The organism is Streptomyces sp. NPDC001493 (genome assembly GCF_053597235.1).
Genome location: NZ_JBSFHV010000001.1, coordinates 588018 through 605242, shown reverse-complemented (window position 1 = coordinate 605242; position 17225 = coordinate 588018). Strand labels below are relative to the sequence as shown.

Here is a 17225-nt window from a genome sequence, read left to right as displayed (position 1 = left end):
GGTTTCGTGCGGCGGCCGTCCGCTCCTGCGGACCGGTGCGGGCGGGCATGAACGGGCGCTGCCGGGCGTAGGCGCGGAGGGCACGGGATCATGGGGCGGCGCGTCCGGCCATGGGCTTCGGACCGTTGGACACCGAACCCGGCCGGTCCCGGAACGCTGCCCCGAGAGGGGTCCGTCAGGAGCGGTGCCGCAGCCGCAGCGGGGCGTAGAGCGCCAGGGCCGCGAGGAACGCCACACCGTAGGCGAGGTCCGCTCCGTGCAGGGCCTCCGCCACCGGGCCGACGTACAGGCCGGTGCTCATGAACGGCACCGCCGCGGCGAAGGCGACCACGAAGGCGGCGAGCGCCGGCCACCACGGCCGGTCCCGGGCGCTCTCGGCGGCGAGGTCGAACGGGGCGCCGCCGCGGTCCTTCTTCCTCGCCATCCAGTCGACGGCCACGATCGCGACGAAGCCGGGGATCCAGTAGCCGACCAGGAGCAGCACGTTCTGGAAGCGTGCGGTGGTGTCGGCCGCGTGCATCCACAGCACGAGCGGGAATCCGAGCGCCGCGGCGAGCGCCGCGGCGACGGGGCGGGGCAGGCGCACCCCGATCGTCTGCAGCGCCAGGGAGCCGCTGTAGTCGTTCATGGCGTTGCTGCACAGTGCGGCAAGCGCCACGGCGAGCAGTCCGAACGCCCCGAGCGCGCCCCCGCCCAGAAGGGTGTCGATGCCCCGCGCGGTCTGATCGGTGAAGACGGACGCGCCCCACAGGCCGAGCGTCTGGACCGCCACGAAGGAGAAGCCGACGCCCAGCAGGGTGCACCAGAACATGCGGGGCCGGGAGGTACCGGTCGGCAGGTAGCGGCTGAAGTCGCTCGCGTACGGGGCCCACGACAGCGACAGGCTCAGCGCGATCGTGAACGTCAGGACGAAGGCCCCCGCCCGGTCGCCGCCGTGCGCGGCACCGGAGGCTGCGGGGTGGACACCGTCCAGCAGTTTGACGGCCAGCACGGCGAAGGCGGCGGCCAGGAGGAACGTCATCACGGTCTGGAGCCGGTGGATCGCCTCGTACCCCAGCACGCCGAGCCCGCCCTGGGCGGCCATCATGACCAGGACGCCCAGCCAGAACGGCCAGCCGCACAACTGGGCCAGCGCATCCCCGCCGAACAGGCCGATCAGAGCGTCCCAGGCGATCGAGGAGAGCCACTGCAAGGCCCCAGGCAGTACGACTGCACGGCCGAACGCCAGCCTCGCAAGCGGGAGTTGCCCCACTCCGGTCCGGCTTCCCCAGGTGCCGAGGTATGCGGTGGGCGCCGCCCCGACGAACGTGCCGAGGACGACCGCGAAAAGCGCCGTGGTGAAGTCCAGGCCCAGCGCGACGCCGACGGTGCCGGTGAAGACACCGGTCATGGTCAGGTTGGGGGCGAACCAGACGGTGAACAGCCGGCCGGGTCCGCCGTACCGACGGTCCTCGGGCACGGGGGCTATCCCGTGCGTCTCGATCCGCAGATCACCGGAGGCGGTGGGCATACGGCCGCCGAAGGCGGTCGGCGAGTACGGAGCTTCCCGCTCCGGGTTCGTACGGTCGTTCTGCGCATACGGCAATGCCATGAGACATCCCTCCGCCAGTACTAGCTGGTTCAGGTTCGACGGGTGTGTTCTCAGCCCCTGCGGGGCACCCCGTGTCCGGTTTCGGCGGTCAGGATAGCCGGACGGCGGCTCGGGGCAGGTCAGCGGGGGTGAGCGGAGCGCGGCCCCGAGGTGCTATCCCGGCGCGGGAGTCCGGGGGCGAGGGGGCGCGCGGGGCGGGAACGATCTCCGTCCGCCCCTTTTCCGTCCTGGCCGTTGACGTCCCCGCACCCCGGTGACAACGTTGTCGAGCACTGTCGGACACCCCGCACCCTGCGTCGCACCCGAACAGGAGAGTTCCGTATGCGCTGGTCCCCCTCACGCCGTCAGGTCCTCGGCGCCTCTCTGGCCGCCCTGGCCGCCGCACCGGCGACCGCTGCCGCCGCGTCCGCGGCACCGGACCCGGCCGATGTCCGATCCCCCTCCCGCTCCGCCTTCCTCTCCCGTGCGCGCGTCACCTACGGCGCTCTGGAGAAGTACTTCGACACGGCGGACGGCACCGGGCTCGTGCGCGAGCAGTACCCGGTCGCCGCCGACGACCGCCCGCACTCCTACGAATGGCCGCTGTCCCAGGTCCATGTCGCCGCCCTCGACCTGGCCTTCGTGGACCCCCGCCACGCACCGGCTCTGGCCACCCGCGCCAGGGCGCAGGAGCTGTACTGGAACGAAGCGGGCGGCACCACCGGCCTCGCCGGCTACGACTCGTACCCGGTCGCGCCGCACGGCGACGGCGGGGACATGTTCTACGACGACAACGAGTGGGTGGGACTGGCCAAGTCCCAGCTCCATCTGCAGACCGGGGACCGCGCCGCGCTCCGCCGCGCGGAGGAGATCTTCGCGCTGGTCGAGTCGGGCTGGGACACCGACTCCGAACACCCCGCCCCCGGCGGGGTGTTCTGGACCCAGGCCGACTGGAACCACTGCCGCAACACGGTCTCGAACATGCCCGGCGCCCAACTCGGCCTGCGCCTGCACCAGATCACCGGCAAGTCCCGCTATCTCGCGTCGTCCAGGCGCTTCTACGACTGGACCAACACCCACCTGCGGACCCCGGAAGGTCTCTACTGGGACAACCTGGACCTCACCGGCTCGGTCGACCGGACCGTCTGGTCCTACAACCAGGGCGTCCCGGTCGGCGTCGGCGTCCTGCTGTACGGGGCGACCCGTGACGAGAGGTACCTGAACCAGGCCCGGCGTACGGCCGAGGCCGCGTACACGCACTTCGTGACCGAGGCCAGGCTGCTGAGCCAGCCCGTCTTCTTCAACTCGATCTTCTTCAAGAACCTGCTGCTGCTGGAGTCGGTGACGGGCGGATCCGTCTACCTGCGGGCGATGGCCGACTACGCGGACCACATCTGGTCCGAGCAGCGGGACAGCGCCACCGGCCTGATGCGATTCGCCGAGAACGGGACCACCCAGGCCATCGAACAGGCCGCCGCCGTACAGATCTTCGCGGTACTCGCCTGGCCGCGCGGCGCCTGGCGGACGCTGTACTGAGCTTCGCCGCGTCCGGCGACCCGGACGCGGCGACAAACCCGGACGCGGCGGCGAGCGCGCGGCCCCCGGTCGTCCGTTGGTCCCGGGAAGCCGCAGGAAGCGCGCGTGCAGGCCGAACCGGTTCGGCCCGAAGCGCGACAGCGAAGGGGTACTCAGCCCTCCACCGGGTGACCGCCGTCGCCCTCGACCACGACACGGTCCTGGCCGGCCGTCTCAGCGCGCTCCACCATGGTGACGTCGACCTCGCCGTCCCCCGTGGTGTCGAACTGGTAGAGATCCGCGGCCCCGTCCCCTGTGGTGTCCGTCATCCACACATCGGGCTTGCCGTCACCGTTCGTGTCCGCCGCCAGCACCACACGGTGCAGGTCGCCCTGTGTCTCCACGACTTCTTCGATTCTGTCCATGCCGAACGCCTGCCCCTGGGACCCCACCGGAAACTCGGTTGTGCGCACCCCTGTTCGTCCGGCGAGACGATCGCGGTCACGGCCTGGGGTCCGCCCCGGACAAAAGGAAGCAGCCGCCGTTCCGCACGCACTATGTACATCGATGTATACGTCGCCTTACCGTGGCGCTGTCAGCAGGTGCGCACCCTTCGCTCGTGCACCGCTGCCCGCATCGGCACTCCCCGTGCACGAACCCGAAGAGACGACAGCCGCGGCCCGCACCCGCAGGCTGCCCTGTCGCGCCACCGCGCCTTCAGGAAGGACCCCCGTGCTCTTCTCCTTACGTCGACCGCCCGGCTCCGCCCCCTTCTTTCTCTCCGCCCGGTCTCCACGCACGGTCTCCCCGGCCGGCGGGCACCGCACCGGACGGCCGGTACGCGCCGTCCTGGCGCTCGTGGTCGCCGTGCTGACCGTGGCATTCACGGCGGCGGGTGCGTCCGCCCTTCCCGTTCCCGTACGGTCCGTCACCTCCGCACCATCCGGAGCCGGGCCCCAGGCCGCCTCCCTCGCGGCCACCGGCACGCCCCTTGGCAGCGGTACCGGCCTCTATCCCCGTGCCATCCGGCTGGAGCACAGCGGCGCCGCCAACGGCCGGGTGCTCGCGAGCGTCGTGGCCTTCGACGGCAGCAACGGCATCGGCGCCATTCACGAGAGCACCGATGCCGGAGCCACTTTCCGGCAGGTGGGCAGGATCGCCGACCCGGAGTCGGCGAACGGGCAGGGCCTCTGCTGCTCCACCCTGTTCGAACTTCCGCAGCAGGTGGGATCCCTGCCCGCGGGCACGCTGCTGTGGGCCTCCTCGGCCGGACAGGACGAGGCCAACCGGCGGATGGACCTGCGCGTCTGGCGCAGCAACGACGTGGGCCGCACCTGGTCCTACCTCTCCTCCTGCGCCACCGCGACCGGGACCAGTGGGCTGTGGGAGCCCGAGTTCTCCGTGGCCGCCGACGGCGCGCTCGTCTGCCACTACTCGGACGAGACGGATCCGGCCCACTCCCAGAAGCTGGTCGCCGTGCGCAGCTACGACGGGATCCACTGGCAGGACCGCCGGGACACGGTGGCCAGTGCCTGGCAACCGGACCGGCCGGGCATGCCCGTGGTGCGCAGGCTGCCGAACGGCACGTACCTGATGAGCTACGAGATCTGCAATCCGGGCGGGCAGTACCAGTGCGTGGTGCACTACCGCACCTCCCCGGACGGCTGGGACTGGGGCTCGCCCACCTTCCTGGGGTACCGACCGGAGACGGTGGACGGCAAGTACTTCCGTGCCGCGCCCACCATCGCCTGGGCCCCCGCGCCCGGCGGCGGGCCGAACGGCCGGATCCTGCTCGTCGGCCAGCAGCTCCTCAACCGTGACGGCACGCCCGCGGCGGACAGCGGGCGCACCATCCTGGCCAACACGGAGAACGGCACGGGTCCGTGGTACGAGATCGAGGCCCCGGTGCGGGTCGCGTCCCCGACCGCGACGTACTGCCCGAACTACAGCTCTCCGCTGCTGCCTTCGGCCGACGGGCGCACGGTGCTGCAGATCGCGACGGACTGGGACGGCTCCGTCTGCCGGCCGTATGTGGCGACCGGTTCGCTCACCGGCAGCGGCGACGCGGCCGGAGTCGTGGACGGGGCGGTGTACCGGCTGGTGAACGCCAACAGCGGACACTGCCTGGACGTGGCCGGCGACTCCCGTGCGGCGGGCGGAAACGTCCAGCAGTGGACCTGCAACGGCCTGGGGCCACAGGAATGGACCCTGCGGTCGCACGGCGGCGGCTTCTTCACGCTCACCGCTCGCAACAGCGGCTACTGCCTGGACGTGGAGAACGGCTCCGCCACCGCCGGTGCGAACGTCCGCCAGTGGTACTGCAACGCGCTGGCGGCGCAGGACTGGCGGCTGGAGAACACCGGGCGCGGCTCCTACCGCCTCGTGGTGAGGTCCGCCGGGCAGTGCCTGGATGTCGCCCAGGGCTCGCGTACGGCGGGGGCGAACGTCCAGCAGTGGACGTGCAACGGCCAGCAGCCGCAGCTCTGGCAGCTCCAGCGGGTCTGACACGGGCGGGTGCCCGGCCGGGAAGGCCGGGCACCCGCTGGTCCGTGGCCGTCAGTCCGCGTCGGGTCCTTCGATCGCGGCGGGCCGCAGCTGGGCCTCCCGGATGCGGGCGATGTCGAGCTTGGTGCCGCGGTCGAAGCGGTAGACGCCGTTCTCCTCCTGGAACACGTCGGTCAACTGGGTGTAGCAGTAGCCGAACATGTCCGGGTCTTCCAGCAGTACTCCGGTGAGGCCGGCGAAGCGCTCGTGGAACTCGTCCTCGGTACGCACCCGGTCGCCGTAGCCCCAGGAGAGCGTGCGGTCGCTGCCGGACTGTTCGGCGGCGGCCTCGGGGTCCCACCAGATGCCGCCGAACTCGCTGACGAAGTAGGGCTGGCCCCGGTACGGCTGGGAGTAGGCGGCGCCGTTCTCGTACGCGTTGACGAAGGGCTCGCCCTTGGCGAGTCCGGAGAGGAGCTGCCGGAAGGCGGCGGGGTCCTGTTCGTAGGTGTGGGAGTCGTAGATGTCGGTCTCCAGGACCCGGTGGGAGTAGCCGGAGGCGTCGATCACGGGGCGGGAGGTGTCCATGGCCTTGGTGGCGAGGAACATCGCCCGGGTCACGTCGTCGAGCTGGGTGATGCGGTCGTGGAGCTTCTGGTACGTCTCGTTCAGCGGGCACCAGCCGACGATCGAGGGGTGGGAGTAGTCGCGTTCGACGGCTTCGAGCCACTGGGCGACGAAGGAGGCGTCGGGGCGCTGGTTGTCGCCGGAGGACCCGCCGACCTCGCAGCCCCAGTCGCCGAACTCGCCCCAGACGAGGTATCCGAGCCGGTCGGCGTGGTAGAGGAAGCGCTCCTCGAAGACCTTCTGGTGCAGCCGGGCCCCGTTGAAGCCGGCCTCCATCGCGAGCTCGATGTCGCGGACGAGCGCCTCGTCGGAGGGGGCGGTCATCAGGCCGTCCGGGTACCAGCCCTGGTCGAGGACGAGGCGCTGGAAGCGGGGGCGCCCGTTGAGCAGCACGGCCTTGCCCCGGACGGCGACGGCGCGCAGGCCGGCGTAGCTCTCGACGCTGTCGGCCACCTCGCCCTCCCCGTCGAGGAGTTCGAGCCTCAGGTCGTAGAGGAACGGGTCCTCCGGGCTCCACTCGCGGCGCCTGCCCTCCGGGAGCGCGAGGTGCAGCCGGGGCGCGAGGTCGAGGTCGGCACGTACCTCGGCACGGCAGACCTCGCCCGACCCGTCGCTGACGACGGCGCGTACGCGGTGGCCTGGGCGGTTGGCCGACAGGGGCAGTTCGACGGAGAAGGCGGCGCCGGCCAGGTCGGGGGTGATGCGGGGGCGGCGCAGGTGGGCCTCGGGGACGGGTTCGGCCCAGACGGTCTGCCAGATGCCGGTGGTACGGGTGTAGTTGCAGTCGTGGTTGGCGTACTGGATCGCCTGCTTGCCGCGGGCCTGAGGGCCGGACTTCGGGTCACGGGCGCGGACGGTGATCTCCACCTCCCTTCCGGCCGGGGCGAGTTCACCGAGGTCTGCGGTGAAGGGGGTGAAGCCGCCCCGGTGGCGCACCACTTCGGTGCCGTCCACCCAGACCGTGGTGTCGTGGTCGACGGCGCCGAAGTGCAGCAGCACCCGGCGGTCCGCCCATGCGGCGGGCGGGGTGAACCGGCGCCGGTACCAGACGGCTTCCAGGAAGTCGGTGTCGCCGACGCCCGAGAGCTCGGACTCGGGGGCGAAGGGTACGAGGATCTCGCCGGTGAGGTCGCGGTCGAGGAGCCCTCGTTCGAGGCCGCTGTCCCCCTGGTCGGTCTCGAACTGCCAAGTCCCGTTGAGGTTGAGCCAGTCGCGGCGGACGAACTGCGGCCGCGGGTACTCCGGACGGGGGACGGAGGGGGTGTGCACAGAGACTCCAGTCGAATGGTGGTGGGGGCCGGACACCGCTCAGGGTGTCCGGCGGATACGGATGGTCCGGGGGTCAGCCGCCGCCGAGGCCGGTGGTGGCCACGGAGTTGACGATGCGCCGCTGGAAGAGGAGGAACATCACGATCAGCGGGGCCGCAGACAGCAGGGCGGACGCCATGGACCCGGCGTACTGGATGCCGTAGGCGTCCTTGACGGTGGCGAGGCCGACGGGGAGCGTCATGAGGTCGGGGTCGTTGGTGACGACGAAGGGCCACATGAAGTTGTTCCACGCGCCGATGAAGACGAAGATCGATACGGCGGAGACGATCGGGCGGGACAGCGGAAGGACGATCGACCGGAACACCCGGAGTTCGGACGCGCCGTCGATGCGGGCGGCGTCCTCCAGCTCGCGGGGGATGCCGTCGAAGAAGCGCTTGAGGATGAAGACCATCATGGGGGCCACGACCTGCGGCAGGATCACCGCCGCGTAGGTGTCGACCAGATGGAACGTCGTCATCTGCTCGAAGAGCGGGACGATGAGCAGCTGCGGCGGGACCATGATCGCGGCGACGGTGACGGCGAGCAGGGTGCGCTTGCCGCGGAAGGTGCCCCGGGAGAATCCGTACGCGGCCAGCGTGGAGACGGCCACGGTGAGCACGGTGACCAGGACCGCGATCAGCACGCTGTTGAAGGCCCAGGTCGGGACGTTGCCGCGGTCGATGATCTGCCGGTAGGCGGAGAGCGTGAACGCTCCCTTGAACGGCGACAGGCCCGACTTCATCACGTCCTGCTCGCTCTGCAGCGAGGTGGCGACCGCCCAGAGGAAGGGCAGCAGCCAGACGACGGCGAGAACGGTCAGCGCGGTCCCGGCGAGGACGCGGGGCAGCCGCCCGTGGCCGAGCAGCAGGGGGGATCCGGATTCCTCGCGGCGCGGTCGGGGCCGGCGGACGGGGGTGGAGACGGCGGACACGGTCAGCCCTCCTGACGGAAGAAGCGGAGCTGTGCGACGGAGACGACGATGACGAGCGCGAAGAAGACGTAGCTGACCGCGGAGGCGTAGCCCAGCCGGTATCCGGTGAACCCGACGTCGTAGACGTACTCCAGGATCGGGCGGGTCGAGCCGTTGGGGCCGCCCTTGGTCAGGATGTAGATCTGGTCGAACACCTTGAGCGAGGCGAGCACCTGGAGCATGGCGACCAGGACGGTGGTGTGCCGCAGCTGGGGAAGGGTGACGGACCACAGCCGCCGCCAGGCACCGGCCCCGTCGAGCGCGGCGGCCTCGTCGAAGGTGACGGGCAGGGACTGCAGGGCCGAGAGGTAGAGCAGGAAGTTGAAGCCGACCGTCCACCAGACGGTGAGGGCCGCCACGGACCACATCGCCACCGATTCGTCGGAGAGCCACCCGACGGGATCCAGGCCGAGGGAGGTCAGCAGCTGGTTCCCGAAGCCGATGTCGGGCTGGTAGAGCCACGTCCAGATGAGCGTGACCACGGTGACGGGCAGCAGGTACGGGGCGAAGTAGGCGAGGCGCCACACCCACTGGCCGACGAGTCCGCTGTGTACGAGCAGGGCCATGACCAGGGCCATCAGGACGAGCGGCACGCAGGATATGAGGGTGAAGAAGACGGTGTTGCCGAGGCTGCTCCAGACGTCCGGGTCTCCGAACGCCTCGGCGTAGTTGGCGAGTCCGACGAACTCGGGGTCGTGCAGGGTGAGGGAGGCGTCGGTGAGGCTCATCCAGAGGCCCTGGACGACGGGCCAGACCAGGAAGAGCCCGAAGAACACCAGGAACGGGAGGACGAACAGGCTCCCGCCGCCGGTGAGGGAGCGGCGACGCCGGGGCGCGGGCGGGGTTTCGGGGGCGTGCGGTGGCGCCGTGGATCCGGCGGGTGCGGTGGTGGTCACGATGCGGCTCCTTCGGCTGTCGTCAGGCGACCGGGTTGGGCTGGCGCAGCAGGGTGTCCGCTTCCCGGACCATCTGCCGTACCGCCTTCTCGGCGGAGGTGTTGCCCAGCAGCGCCGACTGGAGCGGCTGGCACATGCGGTTCTGGAAGTTGCCGCCCGCTCCGGCGAACCAGTTCGGCGGGTCGAGTACGGCGATCTCGGCCGCGGCCGCGTAGGAGGACTGGGGGTCGAGCTTCGCGTACTCGGGGCGGGCCTGGACCGGCAGGTAGGCGGGGATGTGTCCGGCGCTCGCCCAGGTCAGGCTCTGTTTGATGATCTCGGCGACGTACCGGTGGGCCTCGCGGCGCCGGGCGGGGTCGGGGTCGTCCTGGTGCGGCAGGACGAAGCTGTGCGAGTCGGCGTAGACGGCCGGCCGGTCGAAGATCTGCGGGAAGGGGGCGGCCCCGAGGTTCTTGATGCCGGACTTCCGGAAGGTGGGCAGCTCCCACTCACCGGCCATGATCATGCCGCCGCGGCCGTCCATGAAGGCGGCCATCGCACCGTTGTAGTCGAGGTTGTTCGGGTTCGTCCGGCCGTCGAAGAGCTGCTTCATGAAGGTCACGACCTTCACCGCCGCATCGACGTCGATCTTCGGCGGCCCGCCGTCGGGCAGCGTGAAGGAGGCGCCGGTCTGGGCGTACAGCGCCAGGAACTGACGCCAGCTCTGGGCGGTGTCGGTGACGTGCCCGAAGAGGATGCCGGAGTGCCCGGTGGCCTTCGCCAGCTGCTTCCCCGCGTCCAGCAGCGCCTCGGGCGAGCCCATCGGTGCCAGCCGCCCGGAGGGGTCGAGCAGACCGGCTTTCCCGGCCACGTCCTTGTCGTAGAAGACGATGAACGGGTGGACGTCCAGCGGGATCGCGTAGACCGTGCCGGCGTGCTGGGCCCGCTTCCACACGGCGGGGGCGAAGTCCTTCTCCGTCACGCCGTACTCGGCCAGCAGGTCCAGGTCGAAGGGATCGAGCAGGCCGCCGGGCGCGTATCCGGCCAGGCGGGACAGGTGCATGACCGCCACGTCCGACGCCCGGCCGCCTGCCGCCGACATGGCGAGTTTCGTGTAGTACGACGGGCCCCAGTCCAGGATCGTCCGGTCCACGTGGAACCCGTCGGCGCCCCGGGAGACCGCCGCGATCATCTCGTCCATCAGCATGCCGTCGCCGCCCTGGAACAGGTCCCACACCTTCAGCGAGGAGGGTCCTTGGGAGCCGGCCGGCGACGCGCAGCCGGCCAGCGGGCCCGCGGCAAGGAGCGCCGTCGCCCCGGCCGCCCCGTATCGGAAAAGCCGACGGCGTCCGATGCCGGGCGACTCGTCGGGGCTGGGCCCCCAGGCGCCAACTGGCCTGCGGGCAGGGGGTGCAGAGCTCATCACTGACCTTTCGACGGCCGGACGACGTGCCCGGCCGACGGCAGGCGCCATCGGCACGGCAGCCATCGGCCGCCCGCGCACATCGGGGTGATCCGCACCGGGTCCACCAGTGCGGTGCCCTAGTTTTTACATCGATGTACATTGGCTGTAAAGGGTTGCGTCACCGACTGTGTTCCGGACCCGCCCTTCACCCGGCACTCCGGAACCCGCCCCGGAACGCCCGGAGGGCACCCATACACTCAGGACGTACCAAGGGCTGGGAGGTGGCTGGTGGCACGGCCGAGGATCAAGGACGTCGCACGGCACGCGGGGGTGTCGGAGAAAACGGTGTCCAACGTGCTCAACGACTACGTGCACGTGTCCGAGCGGACCCGGCGGGTGGTGCAGGAGGCGATCGAGCACCTCGGCTACCGCATCAACCTCGCAGGGCGTCATCTGCGCAGCGGACGGACGGGCATCATCGCCCTGGTCGTGCCGGAGCTCGACGTCCCGTACTTCGCCGAACTGGCCCGGCACGTGGTCCGGGAGGCCGAAGCACGCTCCCTGACCGTGCTGATCCACCAGTCCGGCGGGGACCGGGAACGGGAGCGGGCGGCACTGGCCGGCTTCGGTTCGGAGTTCGTGGACGGTGTCATCCTCAGCCCGCTGGCCCTGGCTCCGGAGGACCTGAGCGCCCACGCCGGAAGTCCGCCGACCGTCCTCCTGGGCGAGTTGCTGACCGACGGCGCCGACCACGTGGCGATCGACAACGAACGCGCGGCCCACGAGGCCACCGCTCACCTGCTCGCGCAGGGGCGCCGGCACATCCTCACGGTCGGCGGCCTGGACGACGGGGCGGTCGGCACCGCGCAGGCGCGCACCCGGGGGTTCCTGGCCGCACTCGGCGAGGCGGGCATCGCGTACGACCCCGCCTCCCTGCTGCCGGTGGACGCGTTCCACATGAGCGACGGGGCAACCGCGGTGCACCGGGTGCTGGCCGAGGGCGGCCGCCCGGACGCGCTGCTGTGCCTCAACGACCAGCTGGCGCTGGGCGCGTTGCGGGCGCTGCACTCCTTCGGGGCCCGGGTGCCCGAGGACGTGGCCGTCATCGGCTTCGACGACGTGGAGGGCGGCCGGTACAGCGTGCCGTCACTGAGCACGGTCGCCCCGGACAAGGAGGCGGTGGCCCGGGTGGCGGTGGACCTGCTGCTGCGCCGTATCGACGAGGCGACGCGTCCGGGTTCCGGGCCGGACGACGAGGGCCGCCCCGGATCGGCGCACCCGCAGGACCGTGTCGTGGCCCACCGCCTCGTCCTGCGCGAGAGCACCGAGGGGGCGGCGGTACGCGACGGGGTCTGGTGACGGCATACGGGGTCTGCTGACGGCATGCGGAAGATCCGCCTGTCGGCAGGCGCGGTCGCACGCGGCAAGCGTGTTTCACCCCGCCCGCAGCGCCCCGTCGGTGGCCGCGCCGCGCGCACGGCCAGGAGAAGCACCCCTGGAACAACCGGGGCACTGCTCCTGGGCACTTCCGCTGGGCACTTCTCCTCTGGTTTCCGGTGGGCACTTCCGCGTCAGAACCAGACGAGTCGCCCGTCCTCGATCTCGCAGACCGGATGCTTCCCCTCGGCGATCTTCGTCAGCGTCTCCGCCACGGAGTCGAAATAGTGGGCCAGTGATGCGTACTCGCCGGTGGTCGTGATCTCACCGACGAACCATCTGCCAATGCGCCCGTCCCGCGTGTCGATGAATTTTCCCATCCAGCCGTCCTGGTCCGACAGGAACGGGATCCACTCGTTGCGCCAGAACGGACGGTCCGGCTGGTCCGGAGGGTCGAATCCACCGGGCCTGAAGCGGTTCGCACAGAGCTTCTCCATTGCCCGGATGCCCAGAAAGAAGCTGCCCTCGTCCGGGAACCCGGCGAAGCCGCAGCACAGCACGTCCTCGTCCACGTCTTCCTCAGGAAGATCCAGGTTGTTCTGCAGCAGCCACGCCCGCAGATCCTGTGGGAGGAGAATCCCCATCCGTTCCTCCGCGGCCGCCAGCATCTGTTCCGTAGCGGGCCCAGGCAGATCGGCGTGTTCGGCCGGCGCGTGCCGCTCCAGAAGACCCATCACGCGGGACCAGCTCTCCACCGCACTCATTTTTCTCTCCCCCTCCATTGCCTTCCGGTCAGAACAGTTCCAGGAGTTCGGTCAGGGTGGTGATGGAGGGGACCTGCTCCGTCGACTCCGTCCGGCTCAGCGCCCTGCCCTCGTATCCCAGCTCCATCGCCGCGGAGACGAGTTCCGGGAGGTCGTCGACGAACAGGCACTCGGACGGCTTGAGACCGAGACCGGTGCTCGCGTGATGGTACATACGCGGGTCGGGCTTCTCGCAGCCGAGCACCGCGGAGATCGCGTACACCTCGAAGAAGTCGTGGATGCCCAGCCCCTCGTGCAGGTCGGGCAGATCCGGCCAGGCGTCCGACACCACGGCCATCCGCACGCCCCGCCGCTTCAGCTCGGCAAGTGTGCCGAGGACGTCCGGGAACAGTTCGAGCACCACCGAGGGATGCACGTCACGGCGTAGCTGAGCGAGGAGTTCGGGCGTCGGACGGAGCCCGAGATTGCCGAGCACCACACGGTGGTAGTCGTCGTAGTCGGGTGTGCCGGGGAAGTCGTCCATGAACCGGTCGCCCGCGGCGATGGCATCGGCGAAGCGGTGGGGAGTGATCGAGGGATCGTGCGCCAGGACGGTCTCCTCGAAATCCGCGCGCGGATTCCACCGTCCGCCGATGGGGCGCATGAGCACGCCGCCGGAGTCGAACAGCACTGCTCGTAGGCTGGAGTTGAGCGATGATGAGGTCGTCACCGGCCCAGTCTGGCCCACGTACGGGAATCGATGCCGCCGATGGCCTGAAGTCGATCACAAGACCGGCCGCCCTGCCCGTCGGACGGCCCGGTGGAGGCAGTGGCCGGCCGAGGCGCCCCCGCCGCGCGGGGCCGGGCCGGTCCGGTTGTCCGGCCCGGCACCGACGGCGGGCGCACCCAGCCGGTCACACGCCTGGGCTGCGGTGGCTCACCCGCCGGTGGGGAGGGTGGCCTCGATCTCCATCCAGGCCCCGGCACCGGCGTTGGCCGTCGTGCCCTTGGCGAAGAGCTTCCAACCACCGCTCGTGGGGTCGACGTTCAGTCCGTCGACGTAGAAGGTGTCGCTGCTGGTGTTGTACTTGCCGATGACACTGATGCCGGTCTGCCTGCCGCCGCCGTAGTTGACGATGTTGAAGGTCTGGCAGGAGCCCGCGCTCACGGTGGCGGTGGCAACGCCCTGCTGGTCCTGCTGGGCGGTGTTGAACACCAGATACGCCGCGTAGTTGCCCTGCGCGCAGAGCTGTACCCGGCCGGCGCCGATCGCGGCCGTGGCCGCCTGGGCCGGTCCGCCCGACAGCAGGGCTCCGGAAACCAGAGCGGCGCCGACTGCGGTTACGGCGGCACGCCTGGAGAACGACTGAGAGAACATGTCACGCATCCCTTGTTTCGAAGGCCCCGCTCACCGCGTGGCAAACACACCTTACGAGACACACGTGTCTCGCTCAAGCATGCACATCCAACACACGTCTACGCTTGTATACTTCATGGATGCCGCATACGTGGATTCGTTGCGGTACGAGGGATTCTGGAGAGGAAGAGCATGAATCTGAATCTGACCGGACGACGCGCACTCGTCACGGGGTCGAGTCTTGGGCTCGGCGAGGCCACCGCGAAGCTGCTGGCGGCCGAGGGCGCCTCGGTCGTGGTCCACGGCCGGGACGAGGAGCGCGCGGAGAAGGTCGCGCGGGAGATACGCGAGGCCGGGGGCAGCGCCACCGCGGTGCTGGGCGATCTGGCGGACGACTCTGCCGCCGCCGATGTCGCCCGGGCTGCCGCGGCCGACGGCCCCGTGGACATCCTCGTCAACAACGCCGGCTTCTACCGGCACCTGTCGTGGACGGAAGCGAGCCCCGACGAGTGGCGTGACACCTACAACGTCAACGTGGTCTCGGGGGTGCGGATGATCCGGCATCTCGTCCCGGCGATGCGCCGGCGCGGCTGGGGCAGGGTCGTCACCATCGGCGGAGGTCTCGCCTCCCAGCCGATGAACACGCATCCCCAGTACAACGCCACCCTGGCGGCGAGGCACAACCTCGCCGTGTCGCTGGCCCGTGACCTCAAGGGGACCGGCGTCACCTCGAACGTCGTCTCGCCCGGAGCCGTCCTCGTCGACGCCACCAGGGAGCTCGTCACCGCGATCGGTCCCGCGCGCGGGTGGGGTGACACCTGGGAGGAGATCCGCCCCCACGCCGTCGACGCCCTGATCCCCAACGACCAGGAGCGCTTCGGTGAGCCGGACGAGATCGCGGCGGCGGTGGCGTACCTCTGCAGCGACCACGCGCGGTACGTCAGCGGCGCCACCATCCGCGTCGACGGCGGGCTCGTCCGCTCGGCGTTCTGAACAGCGCGAGGGGTACCGGGCTGTCAGACGGGGTCTGCGGAGGTGGGCTCGACTCCGTCACCGGCCTCCCGGGTGACCGGTCCGAGCATGCCCGCGACGAGGTCCGCGAGGTGGGCGTTTCCGGCTTCGGCGAGGGCCGACGTGCCCACGACGGTGCGCAGCAGCCACGTCCCTGCCACCAGGGCGAGCCCGAGCTGGGCGCGCACCTCAGCGTCCGGACCCTCCAGCAGGCCCGCCAGCCGAGCGCCCACGTGGGCTTCGATGCTGCGGCGAAGGGCGTCCGCGGCTTCGGGATCCTGTGCCGAACGGAGCATCATGAGGAACGGGTCGAGAGGCTCGGCGCCGGGTGCGGTGCGCTCGGCCAGCGTGTCCGCGATCGTCCGCGACAGGCCTTGGCGCTCCCCCCCGACCAACGTCGACGGTCCGAAGGCCCGGTCCACCGCCCGGGCGAAGAGTGCCTCCTTCGACCCGTAGTAACGGTTGATCATCATCGCCGTCACACCGGCCCGTTCGGCGATCTGCCGGACCCCGGCCCTCGCGTATCCGTGCTCGGTGAACTCCACCACGGCCGCGGCGAGAATCGCCTCCCTCGTCGCGGCTCCGTCACGCTTGCGGGGCGGCTGCACAGCTTTCATGCACGGAAGCTTAACGGGGGCGGGCGGGCCGCCCGGCGAGGGCGTCGGGGCCCGGGAGCGGACGGGCGGGCGCGAAAGTGTGTGTCGAAACATGTGTACGATCTCCCGCATGTGTCATGGGACACGTGTGCGTTCGGAGGCTCGGAACCGTACGGGGTTCGTCTTCTGTCGTACGCGTGGTCCGGCCGGGGACATGTGGCGATGCACCTGATACCTGTCTCCCGGTCATCCGACGCCCCCACTCCATGGTTTCGAGTACACGGGAGACGAAGTGCCGCCCCAACGAAAGCCGCAGGACCCAGCGCTGCTGGACGGAGCGTCCTCGCGCTTCGCGAACGCGTTTCTCCGGCGCACGACCCACCTTCCCGCGGGCGGGGGTCCGGGGCCCCGCCCGTGGACGTGGATCATCAGCGCGGTCGCGGCCACCGCGGTGGTGATCCTGATCGTCTTCGCCGTCGCCCGGATACCTGCCGGCTCCGACGACGAGAAGAAGGCGTCCGCGGAGGTCTCCGTTTCGCCCACCGCATCCGGTTCGGCGCCGGCCACGGCCTCGCCCGGCTCGGATGTCCCGGACGGAGGCAGGACCGCAGGAGGCGAGAGCGCGGCCGGCAGCGGGAAGACGGCCGGGGGTGACCGTACCTCCGCGGCCGGCGGCACCACGCAGATCGGCGGCGGGGGCGGGACTGCGGAAGGCGGTGGTTCCGGTGGCGCCGCGGCCGCCGGAAGCGGGAGCGCCGCCGGCGGTGGCGCGGGTGCGTCGGCCGGCGGATCGAACGGTGGCTCGGGCGGCGGGACGGCGTCGCAGGCCGCCGGCTCCAACTCCGCTTCCGGCTCCGGTTCGAGCGGTTCGAGCGGTTCAAGCGGTTCGAGCGGTTCGAGCAGCGGCACCCAGCCGAAGGCGCAGACCGTCAGCTATCCGGGCGTCACCGTCGTGGGGAACAGCAGCGGTCGCTGCGTTTCCGCGACGGGCCACCGGAGCAGCCGCGCGACCGACGGAACGCCCCTGGAGATCTACGCCTGCGACGGCGGATCCTGGCAGAAGATCGACTTCCGCTCCGACGGCACCGCCCGGATGTACGGACTGTGCATGGACATCGCCTGGGCCTCCAAGAGCGACGGTGCCGCGATTCAGCTCGCCACCTGCAACGGCGGCTGGGCGCAGAAGTTCACTCTGAACGGCTCGGCCGACCTGGTGAACACCTCGATCGGCAAGTGTGTCGACGCCGTCGACGAGAAGACGGCCGATCACACCCGGCTCCAGCTGTGGAGTTGTGCCGGCACCCCCAACCAGAAGTGGCACAGGGGCTGACCCGATCAGCAGGCCGTGGCGCGCCGGTGCACACCGGCGCGCCCCTGTCTTTTCCCG

15 protein-coding genes and 1 riboswitch are annotated in these 17225 nt (G+C 70.7%); of the genes, 5 read left to right on the top strand and 10 right to left on the bottom strand.

The genetic code is table 11. The features are described 5' to 3' along the window. Nucleotides 1-175: 175 nt before the first annotated feature. Nucleotides 176-1591, bottom strand: a complete 1416-nt coding sequence (locus ACWCWD_RS02330; RefSeq protein ID WP_450769569.1) for a purine-cytosine permease family protein — start codon at nucleotides 1589-1591, stop codon at nucleotides 176-178. Then, nucleotides 1581-1673: riboswitch (TPP riboswitch) on the bottom strand. It overlaps the preceding gene by 11 nt. A gap of 239 nt (nucleotides 1674-1912) precedes the next feature. Between ACWCWD_RS02330 and ACWCWD_RS02325 the strand changes: the two genes are divergently transcribed. Continuing rightward, nucleotides 1913-3106 (top strand): glycoside hydrolase family 76 protein, encoded by a 1194-nt coding sequence (locus tag ACWCWD_RS02325; protein ID WP_450769567.1) that lies wholly within the window; start codon nucleotides 1913-1915, stop codon nucleotides 3104-3106. A gap of 152 nt (nucleotides 3107-3258) precedes the next feature. On the opposite strand, the gene ACWCWD_RS02320 is transcribed toward ACWCWD_RS02325, so the two are convergent. Next, complete coding sequence (locus ACWCWD_RS02320) at nucleotides 3259-3510, bottom strand: hypothetical protein (RefSeq protein ID WP_450769566.1); 252 nt, start codon at nucleotides 3508-3510, stop codon at nucleotides 3259-3261. A gap of 307 nt (nucleotides 3511-3817) precedes the next feature. Between ACWCWD_RS02320 and ACWCWD_RS02315 the strand changes: the two genes are divergently transcribed. Beyond that, nucleotides 3818-5590, top strand: a complete 1773-nt coding sequence (locus tag ACWCWD_RS02315) for an RICIN domain-containing protein (protein ID WP_450769565.1) — start codon at nucleotides 3818-3820, stop codon at nucleotides 5588-5590. Nucleotides 5591-5641: 51 nt separating this feature from the next. Here the strand turns inward: ACWCWD_RS02315 and ACWCWD_RS02310 are convergent, their stop codons facing one another. From ACWCWD_RS02310 to ACWCWD_RS02295, 4 genes are all read right to left on the bottom strand, one after another. After that, nucleotides 5642-7465 (bottom strand): glycoside hydrolase family 2 protein, encoded by a 1824-nt coding sequence (locus tag ACWCWD_RS02310; RefSeq protein WP_450769564.1) that lies wholly within the window; start codon nucleotides 7463-7465, stop codon nucleotides 5642-5644. 73 nt (nucleotides 7466-7538) lie between these two features. After that, entirely contained in the window at nucleotides 7539-8435 is an 897-nt protein-coding gene (locus ACWCWD_RS02305) for a carbohydrate ABC transporter permease (protein ID WP_450769563.1), read from the bottom strand. A 2-nt stretch (nucleotides 8436-8437) separates the two neighbouring features. Then, nucleotides 8438-9370: a carbohydrate ABC transporter permease gene (locus ACWCWD_RS02300; RefSeq protein ID WP_450769562.1), complete on the bottom strand. Its 933-nt coding sequence runs from the start codon at nucleotides 9368-9370 to the stop codon at nucleotides 8438-8440. A gap of 22 nt (nucleotides 9371-9392) precedes the next feature. Beyond that, a complete protein-coding gene (locus ACWCWD_RS02295) occupies nucleotides 9393-10772 on the bottom strand; it encodes an extracellular solute-binding protein (protein WP_450769561.1) in 1380 nt (459 codons plus the stop codon). Between the two features lie 270 nt (nucleotides 10773-11042). On the opposite strand from ACWCWD_RS02295, the gene ACWCWD_RS02290 reads away from it, so the two are divergent. Next, nucleotides 11043-12113 (top strand): LacI family DNA-binding transcriptional regulator, encoded by a 1071-nt coding sequence (locus tag ACWCWD_RS02290; RefSeq protein WP_450769559.1) that lies wholly within the window; start codon nucleotides 11043-11045, stop codon nucleotides 12111-12113. A 212-nt stretch (nucleotides 12114-12325) separates the two neighbouring features. Here ACWCWD_RS02290 and ACWCWD_RS02285 read toward each other — a convergent pair whose 3' ends face one another. From ACWCWD_RS02285 to ACWCWD_RS02275, 3 genes are all read right to left on the bottom strand, one after another. Further along, nucleotides 12326-12895, bottom strand: coding sequence for an SMI1/KNR4 family protein (locus ACWCWD_RS02285; RefSeq protein WP_450769558.1), 570 nt, complete (start codon nucleotides 12893-12895; stop codon nucleotides 12326-12328). A gap of 28 nt (nucleotides 12896-12923) precedes the next feature. Then, nucleotides 12924-13604, bottom strand: a complete 681-nt coding sequence (locus ACWCWD_RS02280; protein ID WP_450769556.1) for an HAD family hydrolase — start codon at nucleotides 13602-13604, stop codon at nucleotides 12924-12926. Nucleotides 13605-13811: 207 nt separating this feature from the next. Then, complete coding sequence (locus ACWCWD_RS02275) at nucleotides 13812-14252, bottom strand: hypothetical protein (protein ID WP_450769554.1); 441 nt, start codon at nucleotides 14250-14252, stop codon at nucleotides 13812-13814. A 171-nt stretch (nucleotides 14253-14423) separates the two neighbouring features. Here ACWCWD_RS02275 and ACWCWD_RS02270 point away from each other — a divergent pair, with 171 nt between their 5' ends. Next, a complete protein-coding gene (locus tag ACWCWD_RS02270) occupies nucleotides 14424-15224 on the top strand; it encodes an SDR family NAD(P)-dependent oxidoreductase (protein WP_450769553.1) in 801 nt (266 codons plus the stop codon). 23 nt (nucleotides 15225-15247) lie between these two features. On the opposite strand, the gene ACWCWD_RS02265 is transcribed toward ACWCWD_RS02270, so the two are convergent. Next, a complete protein-coding gene (locus ACWCWD_RS02265) occupies nucleotides 15248-15859 on the bottom strand; it encodes a TetR/AcrR family transcriptional regulator (protein WP_450769551.1) in 612 nt (203 codons plus the stop codon). Between the two features lie 271 nt (nucleotides 15860-16130). Here ACWCWD_RS02265 and ACWCWD_RS02260 point away from each other — a divergent pair, with 271 nt between their 5' ends. Continuing rightward, entirely contained in the window at nucleotides 16131-17168 is a 1038-nt protein-coding gene (locus ACWCWD_RS02260) for a ricin-type beta-trefoil lectin domain protein (protein ID WP_450769550.1), read from the top strand. Nucleotides 17169-17225 lie beyond the last annotated feature (57 nt).